This is a genomic window from Pseudofrankia inefficax (assembly GCF_000166135.1).
Taxonomy (GTDB): domain Bacteria; phylum Actinomycetota; class Actinomycetes; order Frankiales; family Frankiaceae; genus Pseudofrankia; species Pseudofrankia inefficax.
The window spans coordinates 2549431-2570839 of sequence record NC_014666.1; the positions used below are offsets into that span (position 1 = coordinate 2549431).

At 68.8% G+C, this 21409-nt stretch carries 21 protein-coding genes; 17 read left to right on the plus strand and 4 right to left on the minus strand.

All coding sequences use genetic code 11. The annotated features are described in order from the left end of the window. The first annotated feature begins 73 nt into the window (after positions 1–73). The 3 genes from FRAEUI1C_RS10400 (at position 74) to FRAEUI1C_RS10410 (ending at position 2762) form a co-directional block, all read left to right on the plus strand. Positions 74–388 carry a 4a-hydroxytetrahydrobiopterin dehydratase gene (locus FRAEUI1C_RS10400; protein WP_013423256.1) on the plus strand — a complete coding sequence of 105 codons (315 nt, stop codon included), beginning with the start codon at positions 74–76 and terminating at the stop codon, positions 386–388. Between the two features lie 254 nt (positions 389–642). Continuing rightward, the gene (locus FRAEUI1C_RS10405; RefSeq protein ID WP_013423257.1) at positions 643–1530 is read left to right on the plus strand and encodes a 3-hydroxybutyryl-CoA dehydrogenase; all 888 of its coding nucleotides are present in this window, start codon (positions 643–645) and stop codon (positions 1528–1530) included. Between the two features lie 68 nt (positions 1531–1598). Continuing rightward, the gene (locus tag FRAEUI1C_RS10410; RefSeq protein WP_013423258.1) at positions 1599–2762 is read left to right on the plus strand and encodes an acyl-CoA dehydrogenase family protein; all 1164 of its coding nucleotides are present in this window, start codon (positions 1599–1601) and stop codon (positions 2760–2762) included. 21 nt (positions 2763–2783) lie between these two features. Here the strand turns inward: FRAEUI1C_RS10410 and FRAEUI1C_RS10415 are convergent, their stop codons facing one another. After that, positions 2784–4436 (minus strand): tyrosine-type recombinase/integrase, encoded by a 1653-nt coding sequence (locus tag FRAEUI1C_RS10415; protein WP_013423259.1) that lies wholly within the window; start codon positions 4434–4436, stop codon positions 2784–2786. 84 nt (positions 4437–4520) lie between these two features. Here FRAEUI1C_RS10415 and FRAEUI1C_RS10420 point away from each other — a divergent pair, with 84 nt between their 5' ends. The 6 genes from FRAEUI1C_RS10420 to FRAEUI1C_RS10445 all read left to right on the plus strand — a co-directional run bounded on the left by FRAEUI1C_RS10420 (position 4521) and on the right by FRAEUI1C_RS10445 (position 9074). Then, a complete protein-coding gene (locus tag FRAEUI1C_RS10420) occupies positions 4521–4898 on the plus strand; it encodes a polymorphic toxin-type HINT domain-containing protein (protein WP_157734887.1) in 378 nt (125 codons plus the stop codon). Positions 4899–5145: 247 nt separating this feature from the next. Then, the gene (locus FRAEUI1C_RS39440; RefSeq protein ID WP_157734888.1) at positions 5146–5553 is read left to right on the plus strand and encodes a hypothetical protein; all 408 of its coding nucleotides are present in this window, start codon (positions 5146–5148) and stop codon (positions 5551–5553) included. 136 nt (positions 5554–5689) lie between these two features. Next, on the plus strand, positions 5690–6520 hold the full coding sequence (locus FRAEUI1C_RS10425; protein ID WP_041259158.1) for a hypothetical protein: 831 nt from the start codon (positions 5690–5692) through the stop codon (positions 6518–6520). Between the two features lie 558 nt (positions 6521–7078). Continuing rightward, the gene (locus FRAEUI1C_RS10430) at positions 7079–8251 is read left to right on the plus strand and encodes a hypothetical protein (RefSeq protein WP_013423260.1); all 1173 of its coding nucleotides are present in this window, start codon (positions 7079–7081) and stop codon (positions 8249–8251) included. Next, positions 8209–8406: a hypothetical protein gene (locus FRAEUI1C_RS10435; RefSeq protein ID WP_013423261.1), complete on the plus strand. Its 198-nt coding sequence runs from the start codon at positions 8209–8211 to the stop codon at positions 8404–8406. The genes FRAEUI1C_RS10430 and FRAEUI1C_RS10435 overlap by 43 nt, the downstream gene beginning before the upstream one ends. A gap of 422 nt (positions 8407–8828) precedes the next feature. Next, positions 8829–9074 (plus strand): hypothetical protein, encoded by a 246-nt coding sequence (locus tag FRAEUI1C_RS10445; RefSeq protein ID WP_013423263.1) that lies wholly within the window; start codon positions 8829–8831, stop codon positions 9072–9074. A gap of 70 nt (positions 9075–9144) precedes the next feature. Here FRAEUI1C_RS10445 and mihF read toward each other — a convergent pair whose 3' ends face one another. Further along, positions 9145–10077, minus strand: coding sequence for an integration host factor, actinobacterial type (mihF, locus tag FRAEUI1C_RS42295; RefSeq protein ID WP_013423264.1), 933 nt, complete (start codon positions 10075–10077; stop codon positions 9145–9147). Further along, positions 10074–10958: an RNA polymerase sigma factor gene (locus tag FRAEUI1C_RS10455; RefSeq protein WP_013423265.1), complete on the minus strand. Its 885-nt coding sequence runs from the start codon at positions 10956–10958 to the stop codon at positions 10074–10076. The genes mihF and FRAEUI1C_RS10455 overlap by 4 nt, the downstream gene beginning before the upstream one ends. 204 nt (positions 10959–11162) lie before the next feature. Between FRAEUI1C_RS10455 and FRAEUI1C_RS10460 the strand changes: the two genes are divergently transcribed. The 3 genes from FRAEUI1C_RS10460 (at position 11163) to FRAEUI1C_RS10470 (ending at position 13794) form a co-directional block, all read left to right on the plus strand. Beyond that, positions 11163–11393, plus strand: a complete 231-nt coding sequence (locus FRAEUI1C_RS10460) for a hypothetical protein (RefSeq protein ID WP_013423266.1) — start codon at positions 11163–11165, stop codon at positions 11391–11393. A 953-nt stretch (positions 11394–12346) separates the two neighbouring features. Then, positions 12347–12544 (plus strand): hypothetical protein, encoded by a 198-nt coding sequence (locus FRAEUI1C_RS10465; RefSeq protein ID WP_013423267.1) that lies wholly within the window; start codon positions 12347–12349, stop codon positions 12542–12544. Positions 12545–13359: 815 nt separating this feature from the next. Further along, positions 13360–13794 (plus strand): HAD family hydrolase, encoded by a 435-nt coding sequence (locus FRAEUI1C_RS10470; RefSeq protein WP_232425371.1) that lies wholly within the window; start codon positions 13360–13362, stop codon positions 13792–13794. Between the two features lie 31 nt (positions 13795–13825). Here FRAEUI1C_RS10470 and FRAEUI1C_RS10475 read toward each other — a convergent pair whose 3' ends face one another. Then, entirely contained in the window at positions 13826–14992 is a 1167-nt protein-coding gene (locus FRAEUI1C_RS10475) for a helix-turn-helix domain-containing protein (protein WP_049806870.1), read from the minus strand. 595 nt (positions 14993–15587) lie between these two features. On the opposite strand from FRAEUI1C_RS10475, the gene FRAEUI1C_RS10480 reads away from it, so the two are divergent. From FRAEUI1C_RS10480 to FRAEUI1C_RS10500, 5 genes are all read left to right on the plus strand, one after another. Next, positions 15588–16283 (plus strand): TetR/AcrR family transcriptional regulator, encoded by a 696-nt coding sequence (locus tag FRAEUI1C_RS10480; protein ID WP_232425372.1) that lies wholly within the window; start codon positions 15588–15590, stop codon positions 16281–16283. Positions 16284–16417: 134 nt separating this feature from the next. Next, complete coding sequence (locus tag FRAEUI1C_RS10485; protein WP_013423270.1) at positions 16418–16876, plus strand: 2,4'-dihydroxyacetophenone dioxygenase family protein; 459 nt, start codon at positions 16418–16420, stop codon at positions 16874–16876. Continuing rightward, positions 16873–18063 carry a cytochrome P450 gene (locus FRAEUI1C_RS10490; RefSeq protein ID WP_013423271.1) on the plus strand — a complete coding sequence of 397 codons (1191 nt, stop codon included), beginning with the start codon at positions 16873–16875 and terminating at the stop codon, positions 18061–18063. The genes FRAEUI1C_RS10485 and FRAEUI1C_RS10490 overlap by 4 nt, the downstream gene beginning before the upstream one ends. Before the next feature lie 442 nt (positions 18064–18505). Next, entirely contained in the window at positions 18506–19426 is a 921-nt protein-coding gene (locus FRAEUI1C_RS10495; protein WP_013423272.1) for a metal-dependent hydrolase, read from the plus strand. A gap of 10 nt (positions 19427–19436) precedes the next feature. Continuing rightward, positions 19437–21407 (plus strand): flavin-containing monooxygenase, encoded by a 1971-nt coding sequence (locus tag FRAEUI1C_RS10500; RefSeq protein ID WP_013423273.1) that lies wholly within the window; start codon positions 19437–19439, stop codon positions 21405–21407. Positions 21408–21409 lie beyond the last annotated feature (2 nt).

Sequence of the window (21409 nt, forward strand, 5' to 3'; positions counted from 1 at the left end):
CGGGCGTCGCACTAGGCTGGACAGGGCCGTCCGGCGTGGGCGGCGACCGTCCGGTCACCCCCGAGGAGTCCGCATGGCACGCCCGACGCCGCTGTCCACGGACGAGATCACCGAGGGGCTGCGGGGCCTGCCCGCCTGGGCCCTCGCCGACGGCGCGATCCGGCGCACTGTGACCGCACCGAGCTTTCTCGCCGGCATCGAGCTCGTCCGGCGGGTCGCCGCGGTGGCCGAGGAGATGGATCACCATCCGGATATCGACATCCGGTGGCGACGGGTCACGTTCGCCCTCAGCACCCACGACGCCGGTGGGATCACCGTGCTCGACCTCGAACAGGCCCGGGCCATCGACGGCCTCGCCGCCGCGCTCACCGCTTCCGACGATGCCTGACGCGTCCGACCAGCCTTCCCGGGCGCCACGTTCGGCGGGCGGTGGGATCGCTCGCACCGGATCGCGCGGCCTTCGTAGCGGTTCGCGGTCTAGGGTGGACGAGCGCCAATTTGCACTCGGTACTAATCCGATCTCGTGACGTCCAGCCCATTTAGCTGGACGTCCTACAGTTCGGTTCGTACCAGGAAAAGATGGCGTGTCGGGCCGCCCCTGACACCCGGCAGCTGGGCGGCAATACGGAGAGGGGACTCGTGATGGGCGAGCAGGTGGGCGCCGCCGCGCCGACGGTGCGGCGGCTCGGCGTCATCGGCTGCGGACTGATGGGCTCCGGCATCGTCGAGGTCGCCGCCCGCGCCGGCCTGGACGTGCTGGTACGCGAGATCGACGCGCGCGCCGCCGACGCGGGGCGGGCCCGGCTCGCCAGCTCGCTGGAGCGGGGCGTCACGCGCGGGAAGCTCTCCGCCGAGGACCGGGACGCGGCGCTGGCCCGGATCGCCTTCACCACGGACCTGGGCGACTTCGGCGACCGGCAGCTCGTGGTCGAGGCGATCGCCGAGAACGAGCAGCTCAAGACCGAGATCTTCGCGACGCTCGACAAGGTCGTCGCGGACCCGACGGCGATCTTCGCGTCCAACACCTCCTCCATCCCGATCATGAAGCTGGGCATGGCGACCAGCCGGCCCGAGCAGGTCATCGGGATCCACTTCTTCAACCCCGTTCCGGTGCTGCCGCTCGTGGAACTGGTGCCGTCGCTGCTGACCAGCGAGTCGACGATCGAGACCGCGCGGACGTTCGTCACCGGCCCGCTCGGCAAGCAGGTCATCACCTCGCAGGACCGCGCCGGCTTCATCGTGAACGCGCTGCTCATCCCGTACCTGCTGTCCGCGATCCGGATGTTCGAGTCCGGCTTCGCCTCCGCCGTGGACATCGACAACGGCATGGTGCTGGGCTGCAGCCACCCGATGGGCCCGCTGGCGCTGTGCGACCTCATCGGCCTGGACACGGTGAAGGCGGTCGCCGAGTCGATGTACGACGAGTTCAAGGAGCCGCTGTACTCGTCGCCGCCGCTGCTCGCCCGGATGGTGGACGCGGGACTGGTCGGGAAGAAGGGTGGTCGTGGGTTCCACGACTACCGCGGCTAGCCCGCCGGTAGACCAGGCATCCTGACCAGCCAGCCATCCCGACCAGCAAGGTAGGAAGAAGGCGCACGGTGGACTCCGGTTTCGATCTGTACCGGCTTCCCGAGGAGCACGACGCGCTGCGCGCGGCGGTCCGTGATCTCGTCGAGTCCGAGATCGTCCCGCACGCGGCCGACGTCGACGAGCACGAGCGGTTCCCCCAGGAGGCGCTCGACGCGCTGAACCGGGCCGGGTTCGCCGCCGTCCACGTCCCCACCGAGTACGGCGGCGAGGGCGCCGACTCGGTCGCGACCTGCATCGTGATCGAGGAGGTCGCCCGCGGCTGCGCGTCGAGCTCGCTGATCCCCGCGGTGAACAAGCTCGGCACGATGCCGATCCTGCTCGCCGGGTCGGAGGAGCTGAAGAAACTGGTGCTGCCGTCGATCGCCGCCGGCGAGGCGATGGCCTCCTACGCCCTGTCCGAGCGGGAGGCCGGCTCGGACACGGCGTCGATGCGGGCGCGGGCCAGCCGGGACGGGTCCGACTGGGTCCTCAACGGCACCAAGTGCTGGATCACCAACGCCGGCATCTCGACCTGGTACACCGTCATGGCGGTGACCGAGCCGGACGCGGCCCGCAAGGTCGACGGTGTCTCCGCCTTCGTCGTGCACAAGGACGACCCGGGCTTCGAGGTCGGCTCCAAGGAGCGCAAGCTCGGCATCAAGGGCTCGCCGACCCGCGAGATCCACTTCTCCGACTGCCGGATCCCGGGCGACCGGATCATCGGCGCTCCCGGCAGCGGGCTGCGGACCGCGTTGCGCACCCTTGACCACACCCGGCCGACGATCGGCGCGCAGGCGGTCGGTATCGCCCAGGGGGCGCTGGAGGCGTCGATCGCCTACACGAAGGAGCGCAAGCAGTTCGGCCGGCGGATCGCGGACAACCAGGCCGTACAGTTCATGCTCGCCGACATGGCGATGAAGATCGAAGCAGCCCGTCACCTCGTCTATGTCGCCGCCGCTCGCGCGGAGCGCGGCGAGCCGGATCTGGGCTTCGTCACGGCCGCCGCCAAGTGCTACGCCTCCGACGTCGCCATGTCCGTCACCACCGACGCGGTCCAGCTGTTCGGTGGCGCCGGCTACACCCGCGACTTCCCCGTCGAACGCATGATGCGCGACGCCAAGATCACCCAAATCTACGAGGGCACGAACCAGATACAGAGGGTAGTCATGTCTCGTCAGCTGTTGAAGGGCTGATCAGGCCGCTGTTTACGCTGGTCAGAGGCCCCGGGAGTCGTCTGCGAGGTCGGCGGCCGGGCTGGGTTCGGTGACGCTGGGTATCCGGTTTTGTCCGGCTGCGTCCGGTCGTATCCGGGTGTCTGTGGATTTTCCGTGGATTTCTGCGGCGCTCACGCTCTGTGTGGGTGCCGGTGTGGCAGGGGACTCGTCGGGTTCCTGCTCGGTGGCGAAGGAGGCGTCGATGAGCCGGAGGGCGCGTTGTTCTTCGCCGACGATGCACTTGGCGTAGACGGTGAGCAGCACGCGCACGCTGTGCCCGGCCCATTCGGCGACCTGGGTGGGCGGTACGCCGGCGTTCAGCCAGCGGGACACCGCTGCGTGCCGCAGGTCGTAGGGCCGGCGCGCGAGCGGCGAGGCCGCCTCGGCGGGTGTCAGCGCCTGCTCGCGTGCTCTGCGCCAGACGGTCAGGTAGGTCGACATCCTGATCGGGCCGCCGGTCGTCGACCGGAAGATCCGGCCGTCGGGGGCGATTCCGAACTCCTCGATGTGCCGGCGCAGGAGGGCGACCAGGTCAGGGTGCAGCGGTACTGGCCGGACCTCGCCCTGCTCGCGGTGTTTGAGCTGGCGGGCCTGCCGGGGCTTGTCTGGCTCGTCCGACCAGCGCGGCGAGACCTCGGGATTGTTGCCTTCGAGCGCGGCTTCTCCCCAACCGGTCTCCGGGAGCTGTAGCTGGTTGATGTTCAGCTCGTTCGTCTCGCCGGGTCGGGTCGCCGCGTAGTAGATGCAGGCGAAGAACGCTTCGAGGTCAGGCCGCTCGTCGGCGACGGCGGCGAGCAGTCGCAGTGCCCGCCGGTGGTCGACGACGGCGCGCCGGTCGACGACCACAACTCTGCGTGGGGGCGTCCACTGCGCACCCTGCAGCGGGTTGGATTCGAGGTCGCCCCGGGCGACGGTGAAGTTCAGGACCTGGCCGAAGTACATGCGTCGCGAGCTGATCGTGTTCGGTGCGGCCTGCTTCCCGTCACGGCGGTCGGAGAGCGCCACGAGTGCCGCACGCGCGACATCGGGGTCTGCGAGGTCGGCGATGGGCCTGCTGTGTGCCTCCATCCAGGTGAGTACCGCCGCCCAGGTGTCGGGCGGCTCGTTTTCGACCCGTCGTCCGCTCGGAGTCAAGGTTGACCGTTCTCCGGTCAGGAAGACCCAGCCCGCCAATGCTTCGTGGACCAGATCGGCGAGCGCCTTCGGTGGTCGTTCGTCGAACAGAGCTGGGGTGACCGCTCCCAGGACCGTGGCGATGGTGCGCCTTGTGCCAGGAGCCTGGTGTTCCGCCCACTTCGCGTCGACGTAGTCCCGCGCCACCGCGAGCCAGGTCCGTCCCAGAGCTGGCCCTGGCGCTGGCGCCGGGACCGGACGCGGGATGGCGAGCCACTCGGACAGGGGGAGACCCGTTTCGACGTCGAACGCCTGGCCCTTGCGCACCGCGGTGAGGATCTCCGCATGACGCGACTCGGCGGCCGCCTTCGACGCGAAGGTGCGGGTGTTCGCCCGCGGCCTGCCTGCGACCTGCCAGCGGGTCTGCCAGCTGAAGCCACCCCTCTTGAGCGCGATCTTCTTGACGGACCAGACGCGGACGTCGAACGTCGTACGCCGGTTCTCGTCGTCGGGGCTCACGGCGCTCTGGCGAGGGCTCATCGGGTCGACGGGTCGTGGGTCAGGCTCTCCAGCGAGGCGTTCAGGTCGTCGCGGGCGACCCGGACCTGGCCGTTGGGCAGCTTGATGACCTTCGGTCCGAACGCGATGGTTCACCACGACACCGACCTGTTCGACCTCACGGTCCGGACCTCGCACGGCACAGCGGTCATCCACACCACCGAGCACCATCCGTTCTGGGATGAAACGACCCATATTTCGACCGACGCGGACAGGCTTCGCGCGGGCCATCGCCTTCACACCGATGACGGCACTCTTGCCTCTGTCGTTGCCGTGGTCGTCCTCCCGGGCTCCGCTCCCATGTGGGACCTCACGGTCAACCACACTCACACCTTCTACATCCGCACCGCGAGCACGTACGTCCTGGTACACAATGCCGACCCGGGGATGAAATGCGATCTTCTCCTCGGGGCGGGGCCTAACGCTCGTGAGGGGTGTCTCTAATCAGGGGTGATATAAACGATCCTTTCGTCCGCGATGCCGTGAACGATGCGGGTACCAAGTTCGGGTGCCATACATGCGGCGCCACTGACCCAGGTACCGTGTCAGGAGCTTGGATCCCAGATCATCAGCCGCCGAAAGCTCTCGTACCCGTGGGGATTTACCAAACCGCCTATCTGCACTGTATCTTCTGTGCGCGAATACAAGGTGGCGTGGTCTCCACCGTGGCGAGAGAGGTGGCGGAATTCTGATGGCGAATCTGTTGGCGGCCTCCCGGGCCGAAGTTCATCACGGCTGTCTGGTCGTGCGCCGCAGTGATAGCACAGGCGACCTTTCTGGTTGGGATCCCAGGAATGCGTCCTTTCACAACGCCGGTGACTCTCTCATATTTGGCGTCGCCCCTGCGGTCGACGGTCCGATCAATCTCGAAGTCTGGGACGCGACTCCGCCGACTTCTCACTCTGGTCCGTTCTTCTCGGAAATCGTGGAAGGAGGAACCGGGGACATCGTTATCGAAGATCCGAATGGTGATATCCATATTGTGGTCCCATGGTCCCGGAGTGAATTCGTCCTTGAAGCGTACGTTGACGATGCCAGGTCGCCGAGGGAGATACAGGTGGTCATTGATCCACTTTCGCCGCCGTTCCTAACATCTTGAGAATGACGCTTCGCGTGTAACGCGCGGGGCAATCCCGGTCGACCCCGTCGTCGAACACGGTGCTCGACGACGGCCGGGAAGCGTCATCGAAGGTGTACTCGACCCGTCCGGTCGCACTCGTGCCCGCAGGCGAGGCTTGGCTGGCGGTGAGGCTGTCGGCCGCGTCGTAGGTGAGATCGGTCCTGCGGGCGGCCGCGACCGGGGCACCCGCGCCTACACCTACGACCACGCCGGCCAGCTGACCAACGTCGACTACCACGGCGGCACGGGTGCCAAGCGCCAGCTCGCCTACGACCAACTCGGCCGCGTCACCTCCGACACGCTCACCGGCGCGTCCAGCAGCACTCTGCGCGCCCAGACCTACGCCTACGACTCCGACAACAACCTGACCTCGACCACCATCAGCGGGACCGGGGTCGCCGGCGCCGGGACGCAGAGCTACACCTACGACTGGGCGAACCGGGTCACGTCCTGGACCAACGAGGCGAGCACCACGACCAACTACGGCTGGGACGCGGCTGGGAACCGGACCTCCGCGGGCGGAACCACGGCGACCTACGACGCCCGCAACCGGCTGACCTCCAACGGCTCGACCTCGTACACCTACAGCGCCCGCGGCACTCGAGCCACCGCCACGACCGGGTCGACGGTCACGACGACAACATTCGACGCGTTCGACCGGCTCGTCTCATCGACCACCGGCTCGGCGAGCACCAGCTACACCTACGACGGCCTCGATCGGATCGCCGCACGTACCCACACCGGTGCGGGGTCGTTCAACTTCCTCTACGACGGAGTCCGGAAGGAACCCGCCAAGGACGGGACCTCCAGCCTCGCCCGCGGCCCGGACGGCACACTGCTCGCCACCCCCGCCATCCGGCGGTGCTGGACAGGCGCGCCCACCCATAGCCGGATCACCATCAGATGGTGCCCCGAACCCCTGGGCCGACGTCGGTCCGGAGCTTGATCTCTGACGGCTGGGCCGGCGGCCGGACGGCCTTGTCACGGCCCTCACAGGCGACCTCGTGCCTGGCCTGAGCCGGCGCGCGGTTGGTCTCCAAACCCATCGGTGGCAGCGCGAGAATCGGGTCACGGCCGCGACCGCCGTGAGGCGGGTTGCCCGGCGCCGCTGGCCTGCGGACTCGCGCCTGAGGCCTGCAAGGTGACCGACACCGGGACCGCCACTGGCAGCGACACTCGCCCAGCTCGCCGGTCGCGAGGTCGCCGGCGAGGGCCTCGCTTTCGGTCGCCTACTTCTACAACATCGTCTGATGGTGTTGGGCGAGCCCTGCCTCGCGGTACTTCGTACTTCGACTTCGGCTCTCCGCCGGCGGCGACCTGCCGCGTAGGTCAGCAGTCCGGCCGGGGCTGTCGGATCCACGCCCTACCGTGATCGCCAGGGGCGCGGAGATCAGCCGAGCGGCCCCGCGAATCTTTTCAAGATTTTTTGTCGTTTCGGCTGGCTGCCGCCGACTAAGGGGTGACGCGGTCATCCCGGCCGCCAGGAAAGAAAGGCCCCCCACCGATGACCGAGAGCACCGCCCTTGAGCCCCAGCCGGCTCCCGAACCCGTCCCCGACGTCGTCATCGATGACGACCTGAACCTCGACACCGCGCTGGCGCAGGTCCTGTGGACCGGGCTGTCCGTCGGCGAACTGCTCGACATCGGGTCGCCGGCCCGCGCGTTCCAGGAGGCCGCCGCCGCCATCGTCACTCCCGACCTTGGCCGGTCGCTGACGAGAGGGTTGTACCAGGAGATGGCGGGGCTGAAGGACGCCTTCTCCACCGCCCGGCTGCTCGGGTCCGCGTTCGACGACGCCAAGGCGGTGATGGCGCCGATGCTCGGCCTGAGCGACTACCTGGCGAAGGCGTTCACGCCGGCGAAACCGCTCGGCGACGCGTTCGGGCTCACCGACGTCCAGACGGCGCTGATGAAGCCGTCGGTGGAGACCGGCGCCCTGGGAGTGTCGTTCCTGCCGGACGCCGTGCTGCGTGACGCGTTCCGGTTCGACGACGTCCAGTTGATGCTGACGAAGCCGCTGCTCGACCTCGACGACCTGTGGGTGAAGACGTTCGAGTTCCACCAGATCGGCACGATCCTCGGCTCGTTCAGCGACGTGTGGACCTCGACGCTGTTCGACCAGGTCCACCTCTGGATGGAGGACTTCGAGTCCGGGCCCAGCCGGGCCCGTGCCTGGGCGCGCCGCGCGCTCGCCGCGGTCCGGCGGGCCCGGCGCGCCGCCCGGGAGGGCAGGCCGCGCGAGGTCGAGCGGCTCATCGAGAACTACCTCGACGACGAGGTCAAGGCATACCTGGTCCAGGTCGGCCGGTACGAGGGTGGCGTGGTCGCCGGCTTCGACTACCGGCGTCGCGAGGCGGTGACCGCCGTCGCGATGGCGCTGCTGGCCCTGCCACCGCTGCCCGCCGACAGCGAGGCTGACGCCCAGGCGGTCCTCGCCGACCTTCGCGGGGAGCTGCGACGCCAGCAGAGCGACTTCCGGCCGACCTTCCGCCGGATGCACCGCGGCCAGTTCGTGCAGACCTTCGCCGACCTGCCCGCGTCGTCGGCCGACCAGCTCGCCGAGATCGACCCGATCCCGGCGAGTACGGAGACGACCGGCTCGACCACCTCTCCGGGATGCTCGAGCCCGCCGAAATGGCCGTCATCCAGATGTATGCCGCCAACCTCGGCACCCTGACCTGGACCGAGGCGGCCGTTGCCGCCGGCTACTCCGAGGCCTTCGGCTCGCACGTCCGCCGCAAGCGCAAGACCCTCCTTCCCGAACTCGATCGGCGCGCGGCCGCCCAGGCCCACACCGAGGCCCGCCTTGCGCGTCAGCCTCTCGGCGGATGAACCCCGCCGCCTGCGGTGGTCGGCGGCCCGCCTCGGCGAGCCGCAGACCCCCCACCCACGCCCGGCCGAGACCCCCGCCAGGACACCTGCGGCCCCACGGCCGACCCCTGGACGTCCCCGGCGCGGCCCACCCGGACCGTGCCACCACTCCCGCGAAAGGAGCACCCCCGTGGAGAAGGGAAGCCACCGCAGCGCGATCACCGGCCGGTACGTCACGGCCGCGACGGCGTCCCGCCACCCGCGGACCACCCTCACCGAGCAGGGCTGATCCCCGCGCGGCCGGCACGGGGCCGCTGGCCCCCTGCGGACTCGTGCCTGAGGGCCAGCGAGGCGACCGACATTGGCCAGTCGACACCGGGGCCGGCGCTCGCCCCCAGCTCGCGGGCGGCGTCGCCGGCCGCCGCGGGGCGGAAGAATGCCCTGTGCTCTATCGGATCATCCAGCGCAGACCTGCGGGCGGTACCTACGGGCCCTGGCAACCGGTCACCGACGCGCTGCTCGTCTCTCTCGACCTAGGCGAGAACGAGATCGAGTTCTCGGCTGATGACCGTCGCCTGGCCGCCGACCAGGCGACGCCGTGCGACTGCGACCTCTTCCCGGGCAATCACCGGCACCGGGTGGGGGTGAGTCCGACGAGCCTACGCGGCCCCAGGCCCGCCGACGGCTGAGCGCGCCGGCTGCACCGGCCCCGGCCCGGCGCTACGTTGGCGGTCCGGCAACGCGCATGGCCGCACGCACCTACTGATCGTCCTCGTGGCGGTCGACGTATTCATCGACTACCCGGCTAAGCAGAGCGACAAGGGTCACCCGCTCCTCGTCGGACAGCGGCGCGAGTAGTTCCTCGTTCATCGTCTGGGCACGCGGGACAATTTCCGACTGGGTGCTCTCGCCGCGGCTGGTCAGCCGCAGCACGTTGCGTCGGCCGTCACGTGGGTCGCGGACGCGGCGGATCAGGCCACGTTGGACCAGCCGAGCCACTACGTCCGCAACGGTCGATCGGTCCAGGCAGACGTGCTCTGCGAGGCTGCGCTGGTCCATGTCTGGCGCCGCTCGCAGGCTACTCAACACGGCGAACTGCTGCGGCGTCGTATCGGTCGAAACCGACGCTCCCCACAGCTGGTGAGTGACTTGCTGCAACCGGCGGGCCAGGTGCCCCGGGTCGGCCGGCAGGTAGCCGCCGCCGGGTTCATCGGTGCGCGAAGACCGCCGGTCGTGGTCGTTGCTCACCGAAGCATCGTGGGTACTGGAAGGCATCGATCGCTGAGCCTCGGTTGCCTGCGGCGGCAAGTTTCGCAGGGCGGCCCGTTGCCCGGTTCCGAGGCTGCGCAGGCGGCGAGTCTCTGAGATCCCGAGGCTATCGAGGACTTCTTGGGCCTGGGCGGCGACACGGCTGGGCAGAGCCTCCAGAACCGTCGAGACGCGCAGCCTTCCGATGACAGCGTCGTCCGCCTGGTCGAGCAGCCGCGCGAGGGTGAGGGTGCCCTGGCGTAGCTGGTTCAGGATCTCGCTGGCCTGGTCGCTGAAGGGCTCGCGGTCGTCCCAGTGGACGACAGCGTCAGCGCGGGCGTGGGAGGTACGGCGGCGTAGCTGGACGGCGCCGGGCTCTCCAAGCGAGGACCGTTCGATCAGGTCCCGGGTGATGTCGAGGTTGGAGGGCGGGGGGCTTGTCATGCCATGTCCTCCTTCTGGCGCCGAATCGACTGGCGATGGCGGTAGAGCAGCCCTTCTACGGCCCTGGGGGTCGTGCCATCCGCGAGGATCTGCGCGATCTCCTCGTGGGTGTAGCCATCGGTGACGAGGGCGAGGACGAGCCGGGTGCGCTCGTTCGGAACCCCGGCCAGATGCCGACGGAGACTGTCGAGGGCCAGGACCACGTCCGCGGTTTCAGGGGCCGCGGTGTGGGCGGCGTTGTAGAGGGTCGCTTCGACGCGGCCACCTCGGCGCCAGGCGTTCTGCTCCCGGATCCACATCCGGTAGGTGTTCGCGAAGTCGTAGAGACACGTTCCGATGAAGTAGGTCTTGAGCGTGGCACCGCCTTCCAGCGTCCAGCCGCCACCGACCAGCGCCGAGCGGCGAAACGACTTCAGCGACCGGCACACTGTTTCGCTCGCGAGCTCTTCGACGTCGTCCGGCGTTAGTCGGATGTCTTCGTCGTACTCCGACCGTAGGCCGAGGATGCCGCGTCGCGCGCACTGCGCGAAGATCAACCCCTTGCCGATCCAGGCGAGCATGACCTGCAGCCCGTAGCGCGCGAGCTCATGCTCGAACAACTCGTACTGCGGGCCCTCGAAGCCCGTCAGGGCCAGGTCGTTACGCAGTCTGTGGTCGTCTTCCCGGCGGGGGAGACTCTCGATCTTGCGGGCGAGACTCTCCGCGGCCTGGCGTGCCGCCTTCCCCTGAGGGCCGTCGGACCTCTCAAGCTCAAGGAGGTCCGCAAGCGGCACCGGAGTGGGAATCCGACCAGCGACATCGGATTCCCACGACAAATCACGTTGTAGGGGCGATGTCTCGCCGTCGACAGCATCCGGGCTGGATGCGTCGGGGCGGGGCATAGTCGCGACTCCCTTGGGTGCGGGCTCCTCAACTGCCTGCCTTCGGCAGTTGACGACCCCTCCTAAGTCGGCACCTCTGTCCGACCCCACGGCCGGTTTCAAGATTTTTTCGGAAGGTGGCGATGGTCGCGGGGCCGTGGGTTCGGACGGAGGCGCCGACTTACATCGGCACGACGTTGACCATCCTGTCCCAGGAGATGACTTATGTCTCCCACCGCAGCCGGCTCCCCGGCGCCACAGCCACCCGCCGAATCGACCACCCTCCTGTGGCTCGGGCTGGCGGGAGCGATCTCCGTGATCGCAGCGCTGCTCACGGGGATGCTCGCTCACCCCGACGGGTTCAGCCTCGCCGGCGCCGTGCTCGCGGGCGGAGGCGCCTTCGCGACCTCGCTCGGTCTGGCCATCGCGGTTCTTCAGGCCGCTCGGAAGCTCTAGCGCCCGAGTGGTGGCAGAGCGACGTCCATCGCCACCCCATCTGATTCGCGAGATCCCGCGGACTTATCGAGCGCCAGGGGTGCTGGCCTGGGCGCCAGCGCCACCGGTCCGGAACTCACACGCTGTGACCGCGCTCGCGGTCGGTAGAGTCGATCGCGGAGCAGGTTGGGGGGCACCGGAAAGAAGGATGAACGGTGCGCGCGAGCGTGCTCCAAAACAACTACCTCCTGGCGTTGGCGCTGTGCGCCGCTGTTCCCGCCCGCGCGTGCGGTGGCTGCGGACACGATCAGGCCCGCGCGTCGATTGGTTCGGCATGAGCGCCACGGTCGCTACGTGTCTGCTGGCAGCCGGCTCGCACGGGGCCGTAGCCGGGCTGATCGCCCTGGCAGTCGTCGCGCTGGTGTGCCTCGCTTTTGTCGGCGGCCTGATATGGGTCCTACGAGGGGCCAAGCCTCGGGAACGCCCGGCCATCATTGAGGCCTACGGCGGGGCATGGGCACGCCTTCTACGTCGGCCACCTCGGTCATGAGCGTGCGTCCCGGGCACAACCGTCCGGCTCGACCGCCTCCGACCGACGATCCGGTCGGGGGACCGTCGCACGTTCCCGGCCGGGATCTGGCGGGCGCCCTGGTCCTCGCCGGGGGCGCGCGCCCGTTGCCCTCCCGTCCGGGGGCCCAACGCTCCCCTGGGGGGACTGCACCGTGATCTTGAAACAGACCCAGACTGGGTAACGAGGCAACGCTCTCGCCGCGTCGGTGGGGCTCCCGTGCGCCTCGGCACGGGCGGGCGGCCGGGATTGAGTGGTTGGCATCTAGATGCCTCAGCAGCTAGTTGCCTTCAGGTCGATCGCCAGATTCGTTGACGTCCGGGCTTGGTGATCGATAGGAAGCGAAGCGGGCGCCGCAGGTCGTGACCGATCCCCAAAAGGGGTGGTCTCGATGAAGGAGTTCGCGGTGTCTGACCCTGTCGCTGTTCGGGTCCTGTCGGTCGTGCTGTGCGCGGCGGCTGCGCTCATCGCCGGCCTGATCGCCGGTATCCTCACCGCCGCTGGCGGCGCCCGGCCGGCCCGGGCCGCGCTCGCCGGCGGCGCGGCCGCGGTCGCGGTGATGCCGATCGCGCTGTCCGTCGCCGCGACGCTGCGCGCCGTGTGATCCCCCCGCGTCCGCCCGGTGCGCCGCCCAGCCGGGCCGCGACCGGCCGAAACACGCGCGCCGGGTGTCCGGGTACGCCTGGGCTCGATGGCCGTCTCAGGGCCTCGCGCCGGAACGATCAGTTGCGGGAGCGGGTCCTGGCCGGAGGATGCCGCTGCTTTTCGCGTGACGACGCTTGACCGCAGGCCTCGATGGACGGGTCCTGCAAGATCGGTACTCGCGCTCCGGCGTGTCGTCGCGGCCGGCGGATCGGACCGTGGTCAGACGCCTGGTTCCCAGAAGGGCCGCTTTCGCTGCCTAGGGTGCTCACGCTCATGGTGTCCTCTCGGGCTGCGGTGGCTTGATGTAAACGTCTCGTGGCTTTCGGTCGAATCATCCTGGCGCTTCGGGTCTCGAGGAAGGCCAGTCCTGTCCGCACCGTGTCCGCACTTGGTCGCTAGTCGGTCGCTGCGGACGGCGCGAGGGGGGACGAGACCGATCCGCGATTCGGCTGCGCGGATCGAGGGCGGGTGTGTAGATCGAGGGCGGCAGCGCTGGCCCTCAACGGCCGATCGAGCCAGGCAGGCGCCGACAAGGCGGGGTCCAGGGCAGGATTGAGTCATGGTCGTGGCGGTGGTGTTCGACGTCGGGGAGACGCTGCTGATGACACCCGCGAGTTCGCGGCGTGGGCGGACTGGATTGGCGTGCCCCGGCACACGTTTTCCGCGGTGCTCGGCGCGGTGACGGCGCAGGGCCGGAACAACGCGGAGACGTTCGAGTACTTCCGGCCCGGCTTCGACTTGGCCGCCGAATGACAGCGCCGGGAGGATGCCGGCGTGGGCGAGCAGATCGATGACGGCGATCTTTACCCCGACGTCCGCCCGACGCTCGCCGACCTGCGGGCGCGCGGGCTGTGGGTCGGGGTCGCCGGTAACCAGACCGTGAAGGCCGCCGGCCTGCTGCGCGCTCTGCATCTGCCGGTCGACGCGATCGTCACGTCGGGCGAGTGGGACGTCGCGAAACCCGACCCGGCCTTCTTCGACCGCGTCGCCGCGTTCACGCCCGCGGCCCGCCGTGCCGACATCGTGTACGTCGGCGACCACCGGGACAACGACATCCTCCCCGCCCGCGAGGCCGGGCTTCGGACCGCGATGATCCGTCGTGGGCCGTGGGGCCACCTGTGGGCGAGTGACCCTGAGGTGCTGGATGCGGCTGACTGGCGGGTAGATTCGCTGGCCGAACTGCCGGATCTCCTACGGCCGCGGTCCTAGGAGACCATGGCCGGCCCGCGCATCCATCGGTTCAGTTCTCGCCACCGCAGATCACGGCGCAGAGGCTCCATCGCCGTGGTCGCGAGCAGGCGGCCGACGTCAGGATGGGGTCGGATGTGTTCCGGGGCGATCGTCCGGGCCTCAACGAGGGAGCCGAGCGCCTGGTCGGGTTTCCCGATATCGGCCCAGGCACGGGCGATGTCGACGAAGTAGTGCGACCGCCGTTCCGCGGGGACGTCCTCGGCAGGGCGCCACTGCTCGGAGATCCGCAGCGCACCGCCCGGGTCCTTCGAATCGACCGCGATCGTGATCTGGTGATCCGCACCGTCGACGGCCCGAACAACGTCCCCAGATAGACCGACTCCGGGACCGTCCGGGCAAGGCCGAGGGCCTCCGAGACGTGGGCCTGGGCATCGGCGAGGTTCGCATCGCGGGCGGCGAACACCGCCGCCCGCATGTGCAGCGATCCATAGGCCGCAGAGGCCGTGACACCCGCGCCCGGATCGAGCCGATCCGCGGCCCGGACGAGCATGCGCCGGCCGTCGTCGTGCGCGCCGCTGGCGAAGAACAACTCCGAGCGCACATACGCGGTGGTCGCGATGAGCGTTTCGTCGCCCGACTCCAGCGCCATCGGCGCCATCATCCCGATGATCCGCGCGGACAGATCGACCAGACCCAGCTTGTCCGCGATCGCGTCTGCCGCCCGATAGGACTGCACGAGCATCCCGGCGACCTGCCGGCGCCCCTGCCCCTCGTGACGGCGAAGCGCCTCGTGCAACTCGACGATCAAAGCTGGTAGGACCTGCGCGAGGGTCGCATATCGCGCCTGCAACCGCAGCCAGACGACCTGGCGCACGGCCGCAGACAGCTCGCGCAGGGGGCGGACATCGCAGTCCGACGGTAGATCGTGCCCATCGAGCACCCGACGTAGCGCCTCGATCGGCGCCCCAGACGCCTCCAACCCCTCCGCGGAAGCGTCCCCTTCCACTCTCCGTCCGCCAGCAGTGCGCGCCAGGGCGGCCAGCCGTCCCCCGGCATCGAGCGCCCGGTCCAGCGCCAGGGCCATGTCCCGGCTCGGGTGGCGCCGACCCTGCTCCAAGTCCGCGATGTAGGACTTGCCGCAATGCGCCCGGGTCGCCAACTCCCGCAACGACATCGACCCGCGCAACCGCTTCAGCGCCGGTCCGAAGGTCTCCACCGCTCCATCATCACCTTCCGGCATCCGGGCGGGATAACCCACCCACCACACGCCGACCGCCTGGGCGGTTGATCACCAATGCGCACGATGAGTATCGAAGGGCGCCCGGGGGCGGGCGGCGGCTCGATGCCACAGCCGCGATGCCGGTGACGGGGTCGACTGCGGAGTGTCAGGTCGTCATCGCCGGTCCGCTATGGCCTTTGCACATCGCATTCCGCCGGAACGGGCGGGTGCGCCTCCGTCAAGCGGTCGCGAAGGGGAGTCGGGCGATGGTGTCCCACTGGTAGGTGCGGCCTTCTCGGTGTCGCCGTTCGTAGTCGATCTCGGATGTGCCCCGAACGCCCCGGATCACATCCTCGACCTCGCCCAACGAGCGAGTGCCTATGAGGAGCGGAGCCAGAAGGCTTCCCTCGTACACTGATGACGCAGCTCAACACCCCGGACCGGCGCCGTCCCCGCCAGGACACCTGAACCGGCCAACCATCCAGATCACATCACCCAGGCGACCCGACGAGCCGGCATCCGAGCCCAGCCCGAGCGACGCGGGGCCGTTCCGCCGCCGCGGTTACGTCGCGGACATGGGCCTCTTTCTTGGTTGGGCAACGACGATACTGAGTATGGTTTCGTCGTCCCGTCGGGAGGAGCATCAGTGCGCAGCCACGGGTGGGGTGGCAACCCACCAGCGACCGACAAGGAGGCACGGGAGCGGATCCTCGATGCGACGCGGCGGTGTATCGACGTCGCGACGGGGGCCGTCGGCATCGTTGCGGTCGCGGAGGACCTGGGCGTCACGCGGCAGACGATCTATCGCTATTTCCCGAGCACGGTGGAGCTCCTGCAGGCGGCGATGCTGTCGTCAGTCGAGCCGTTTCTTGATCGCCTCTCGGCCGAGCTCGGCCAGCTGCGGATGGCTCCGGCAGATCTGGTGATCGAGGCGCTGGTCACGACGTTGGACAGCCTGCTCGACGAGCCCTACCTGGCCCTCGTGTTCGAACCTGGCCGGGGCAGTGCTTTCAGCCGCGGAGTGACCTCGCCCAACTCGCGCGCGTTCGGTCGCGCGATCTTGGATCGGCTTCCGCTCGACTGGGCCGCCGAGGGATTCACCGAGGAGTACATGGACGAACTCGTCGAGCACACGCTGCGGATCTTCCAGTCCTTCGTCCTCGACCCGGGGTCGCCCCCACGCAGAGGTGATGATCTACGTCGCTACCTGCGGCGATGGCTCGCGCCCACGATCACTCCGTCCGAGTGTGCAGACCGGTCAGGAGCCCGGGCTCCCGAGAGGTCGTGACCCGGCTCGGCGCCTCCGTTCCCTTGCGAGTGGGCATACAGATTCCTAAACTGTGTACCCAAGGACCGGTCGCCCGGAGAGATCGGTGTATCCCGTCCGGGCGGCACCGACGGCCACGTCGCGAGGGAGACTCCATGTCACTGATCGCAGCCGCCCCACCAGCCCTTCACCGGGGGGAGGACCAGGTTCCCTTCGTCGCGATCGGGGACGGCTCGTTCTTCCGGGTGCTGCTGGTGGACGCGACGAACGGATTATGGATCATCGAGAACCGGTTCGCGGCCGGGTACCGGGTGCAGACACACCGCCACACCGGTCCCGTGTTCGCCTACACGACCTCTGGGGCCTGGAAGTACGAGGAGCAGACGGAGATCAATCGGGCGGGCTCGTTCCTGCTGGAGCCGGCCGGATCGGTCCACACCCTGACCGTGATCGAGGATCAGACCCGGGTGTGGTTCCAGATGTACGGCGTCAACCTGAACCTCGACGCCAGTGGGAATGTCGAGAGCGTGTCCGACGGGCCCGGCAGTCTGGCGGGCTACCGGCTGATGTGTGAGGCCGCCGGCCACGGCGCACCGGAGGTGATCGAGCTGTGAGCACCTCGTCGATCGCCGACCCCGATCTCTATGCCGACGGCGCGCCGCACGCGTTGTTCACCGAGCTGCGGCAGGCCGGTCCGGTGCACTGGGTGGAGATGGGCGGCGAGCCCGGTTACTGGGCCGTGTTACGGCACGCCGATGTCGTGCACGTGGCGAAGGAGCCGCTCCTGTTCTCCGCCGAGGTCGGCGGCATCGTGATCGAGGATCTTCCCCCTGAGCGCCTCGAGCACGCCAAGGGGATGCTGCTCTCGATGGACCCGCCTCGGCACGCCGACTACCGGCGTGAGCTCTGGCCACGCTTCAAGATCAAAGTTGTCGCTACGCTCGAGCACCGGATCCGATCGATCTGCGGCGAGATCCTTGACCGGGCCGCACAGCTGCGGGACGTCGAGTTCGTCCACGACGTGACCGCGACACTTCCGTCCCAGGTCATCGGCGAGCTGATGGGGCTTCCTGAGGACGACTGGCTGAAGATACACGCTATCGCCGAACGCCTCACGAACTCGCAGGACCCCTCCTACGCAGGCGGCGGCGATCCGTTCGTGGACATGGCCGTCTACGCCATCCAGCACGCGCAACAGCGCCGGCAGGAGCCCCCTCGCGACGACCTCACCTCCGTCCTGCTGATGTCGGACTTCAACGGCAAGCCCATGGACGATTTTGCATTCGGGACCTTCTTCGTCCAGCTCGTCACGGCTGGTAACGACACCACCAAGACCATGCTCGCCGCCGGACTGCACGCGCTGCTCGAACATCCGGATCAGCTCGCAGCGTTGCGCGAGAACCGGTCACTGGTTCCCGACGCGGTCGAGGAGATCCTGCGCTGGGCCAATCCGCTGCACTACTTCCGTCGGACGGCGACCGCGGACACCGAGATCGGCGGGCACCCGGTACAGGCGGGCGAAAAAGTCGCGATGATCTACACCTCTGCCAACCGCGACGAGGCGGTGTTCGACGATTCGCAGGCGTTCGACATTCGACGCAACCCGAACCCGCACCTGAGCTTCGGACGCGCCGAGCACTTCTGTCTGGGGGCGCATCTCGCCCGGCTGGAGGCGCGCGTCTTTTTCGACGAGCTTCTCCACCGATTCCCGAAGATCGAGCAAACCGGCCGCGCCGAGCACGTCCGGTCCAATCTCAATAACGCACTGAAATCCTTCCCGGTGCGGCTTACCGCCGCCTGATCCCGGGCGGTAGCGCGGCCGATCCACGCCGCCGCACCTACCCCGTCCCTGCGACCCGTTCTGTGCACCTGCCAGGACCTTCGCGCCGAGGCGCCGGCCGTTTCCGTAGGCGCGACACCGCCACCCGGCGCCTGCGTTCTCGTCCGGTCATGACACGGCTTCTCGGTCGGACGACCATTCGCGACGTCTCATTGGACCCAGGAATCCGCGCTCGTACGGACATGGCCCGGCACCTGGTCGGCAAGAGGCTTGTCCGGGTGCCAGAGGCGGAGGAATGCTGCCGCCGTCCGATAGCAGATGCCCCGGCCTGGCCCGGCATTCGACCGCGCCATGAGCGGGGAGGCGTCGTCTCTTTCCGCCGGCCTGAACCGCTTGACTCGACACGGATACAGACCATACAAACATGAGATATGTATGGTCTCGGCAGTGAGAGGACGGCAGTATGACCGACCTCCAGGTACGACGAATCCCGTTCGACTTCTCGCAGGACGTCTCGTTCGTTTGGAACCCCGCGAACCCGGAGTTCTCCGCGCTGATGAACCTGACATCGTTCATGGCCATCGCGTTCGAGAAGTACATCGTGACCGCCGTACACGCCGCTCAGCCTCGTCTGCGCGGCGAGACAGTGAAGGTGGAGGCTGACAGCTTCCTGCGTCAGGAGGCGCAGCACGCCGCGGCGCACCGGCTGCACGCCAAGGCGCTGATCCGCGCGTACCCGGGACTGGCACAGGTCCTCAACGACCTGATCGCCTCCTATGATGATCTTTTCCAGGCTCGGCCGCTCGAGTTCCACCTCGCCTACGTGGCGGACGTGGAGGCGACGTTCACGGCGTATTTCAAGCTGCTGCTCGACTATGAGCAGGACCTGTTCGCCCCGGGCGACGAGCGGGTGGCGTCGCTGTTCTTGTGGCACTTCGTCGAGGAGGTCGAGCACCGCTCCTCGGCCCTCGCGCTCTACCGCGAGGTCGTCCCCGACCCGCGGTACCGCCTGCGGTGTCTGCCCGCGGTCGTCCGCCACGTCGTCGCGACGGGCCGCATCGCGATCGACGGGTTCAGGAAGCACGTGCCGTTCGAGGACCGTCTGGTCGACTACGGGGGCGCCGGCGGCGGCGCCAGCCTGGGCAGGCTACTGAAGCGGGCGGAGGGACGGATACGCCGGCAGCCGGTCGAGAAGCGGCCGGCGGCTCTCGCCTGTGTCCCTCGCTCGCGGCGGTGGGCGACGACCCGCGCTCTGTGGGCGTCGCAGCGGCCGTCGCACGATCCGGAGCATCAGCCGCTTCCGGTTTTCGCCGACGAGTGGTTCGCCGCCTACGAGCGAGGCACTGACGTGTCCCACTGGTATACCTCCCAATCGGCGCGTTGAGGAGCAGCACATGCAGTTAGCTGGCGACGCTGTCGCGCCCTTCACCGATGATCGCGCGGCGATCGAGGCCGTGCTCCTTGACGTTCACCCCCCCTCGTTGCTGCTGTCGCTGGTCCACCTCACTGGCGATCTCGAGCTGCTGACCGGCCGGTTCCGGCCAAAGGAAAGCGGACTGCGAGTGGTGAACGGCGGGATGGCGGACGAGGACCTGCGGGCCCTGCGGGCGCTGGCCGCCGATGTGCTCGTCGCCCACCGGGAGCGTGGCTACCGGCTGCCGCCACCGCCGACCACGGCGCAGCTGCTGCAGATGATGGAAGCTCAGGTGTGCGGGCCAGTCGGAGCCGAGTACACCGATCTGCTCGTCGGTGAGCTGCACATCGATGGCAGCGATCCCGGTGAGGCGCCGCTGCGGTCGTCGGCGCAGGCGCGCGCCGAGCTCCCCGTCGTCATCGTCGGCTGCGGCGAGTCGGGACTGCTCGCGGGCATCCGCCTGCGGGAGGCGAGTATCCCGTTCATCATCGTCGAGAAGCGCGACGGTGTCGGCGGGACGTGGCGGGCCAACCGCTACCCGGGCTGCCGGGTCGACATCCCCAACCACTTCTACTCGTACTCCTTCGAGGCGTCCGATCACTGGTCGGAGTACTTCGCGCAGCAGCCAGAGCTCCTCGTCTACTTCCAGTCCGTCCTGGATCACCACGGGATCGAGCCGCACGTCCGCTGGAACACCGAGGTGACCGGTGCCCGGTGGCAGGAGGCGACGGGCCGGTGGGAAGTCACCGTGCGCGGGGCGGGCTCCTCGGAACCGGAGATCCTGCAGGCGCGGGCACTGATCACGGCTGTCGGGCAGCTGAGCCGGCCGTCGGTCCCGTCGATCCCGGGAGCCGAGTCCTTCGCTGGGCCGAGCTTTCACACCGCCGACTGGCCCGACGACGTGGACCTCACCGGCGCCCGGGTCGCCGTCGTCGGTGCCGGCGCGAGTGGTTTCCAGCTGGTGCCAACGGTCGCCGACCGCGTCGCGGCGCTCACGGTCTACCAGCGGACCGCACAGTGGATGGCGCCGAATCCCACCTATCACGACGCCGTCAGCCCGGGGGCGCGGTGGGCCATCCGTCATGTCCCGTTCTACGCCCGCTGGTATCGGCTCGGCCTGATGTGGGCGATCGCCGACACGACCGCGGTCGCGTCGCGGATCGACCCTGACTGGGACGGCGGTAACCGGTCGATCAGCGCCGTCAACAACCTCGCCCGGCAGGTGCTCACCGACTGGCTCACCGAGCAGGTGCGCGATCCCGACCTACTGTCAAAGGTCATCCCCGACTATCCGCCCTTCGGCAAGCGCACCCTGCAGGACAACGGCAGCTGGCTGCGCGCGCTGCAGCGCGACAATGTCGAGCTCGTTCGTGACCGCATCGAGCGAATCGAGCCCGGCGCGGTGGTGACTGCGGACGGGATCCGCCGGGAGGCCGACGTCCTGATCTGGGCTACCGGCTTCCGAGTCTCGGAGATCCTCTCGCCGATCCGCGTCGAAGGCCGCGACGGTCGCACTTTGGAGGAGGTGTGGGACGGCAGGCCCGCGGCCCATCTGGGCATGACCGTGCCCGGTTTCCCGAACTTCTTCATGATCTATGGACCGGGCAGCAACGCCGTCTCCGGCGGCAGCGTCATCTTCACTTCCGAGTGCCAGGTCCGGTACATCGTGGGCTGCCTCGACCTGCTCGCCGACGCGCCCGGCTGCGCGATCGAGGTCCGCGGGGAAGTCCACGACGACTACCAGGCACGGACCCAGGCGGAGCTCGACACCCTCGTCTGGTCGCACCCGGCGGTGCGTTCCTACTACAAGAGCGCGGACGGTCGGATCTACACCGTCCTGCCCTGGCGGAGCATCGACTACTGGCACTGGACGCGGCAGCCCGACCCAAGCGACTTCCTGCTCGAACCGACACGGCAGGCAGTGCCGTCCGTGAAATCTGGAGGCAGCTGACG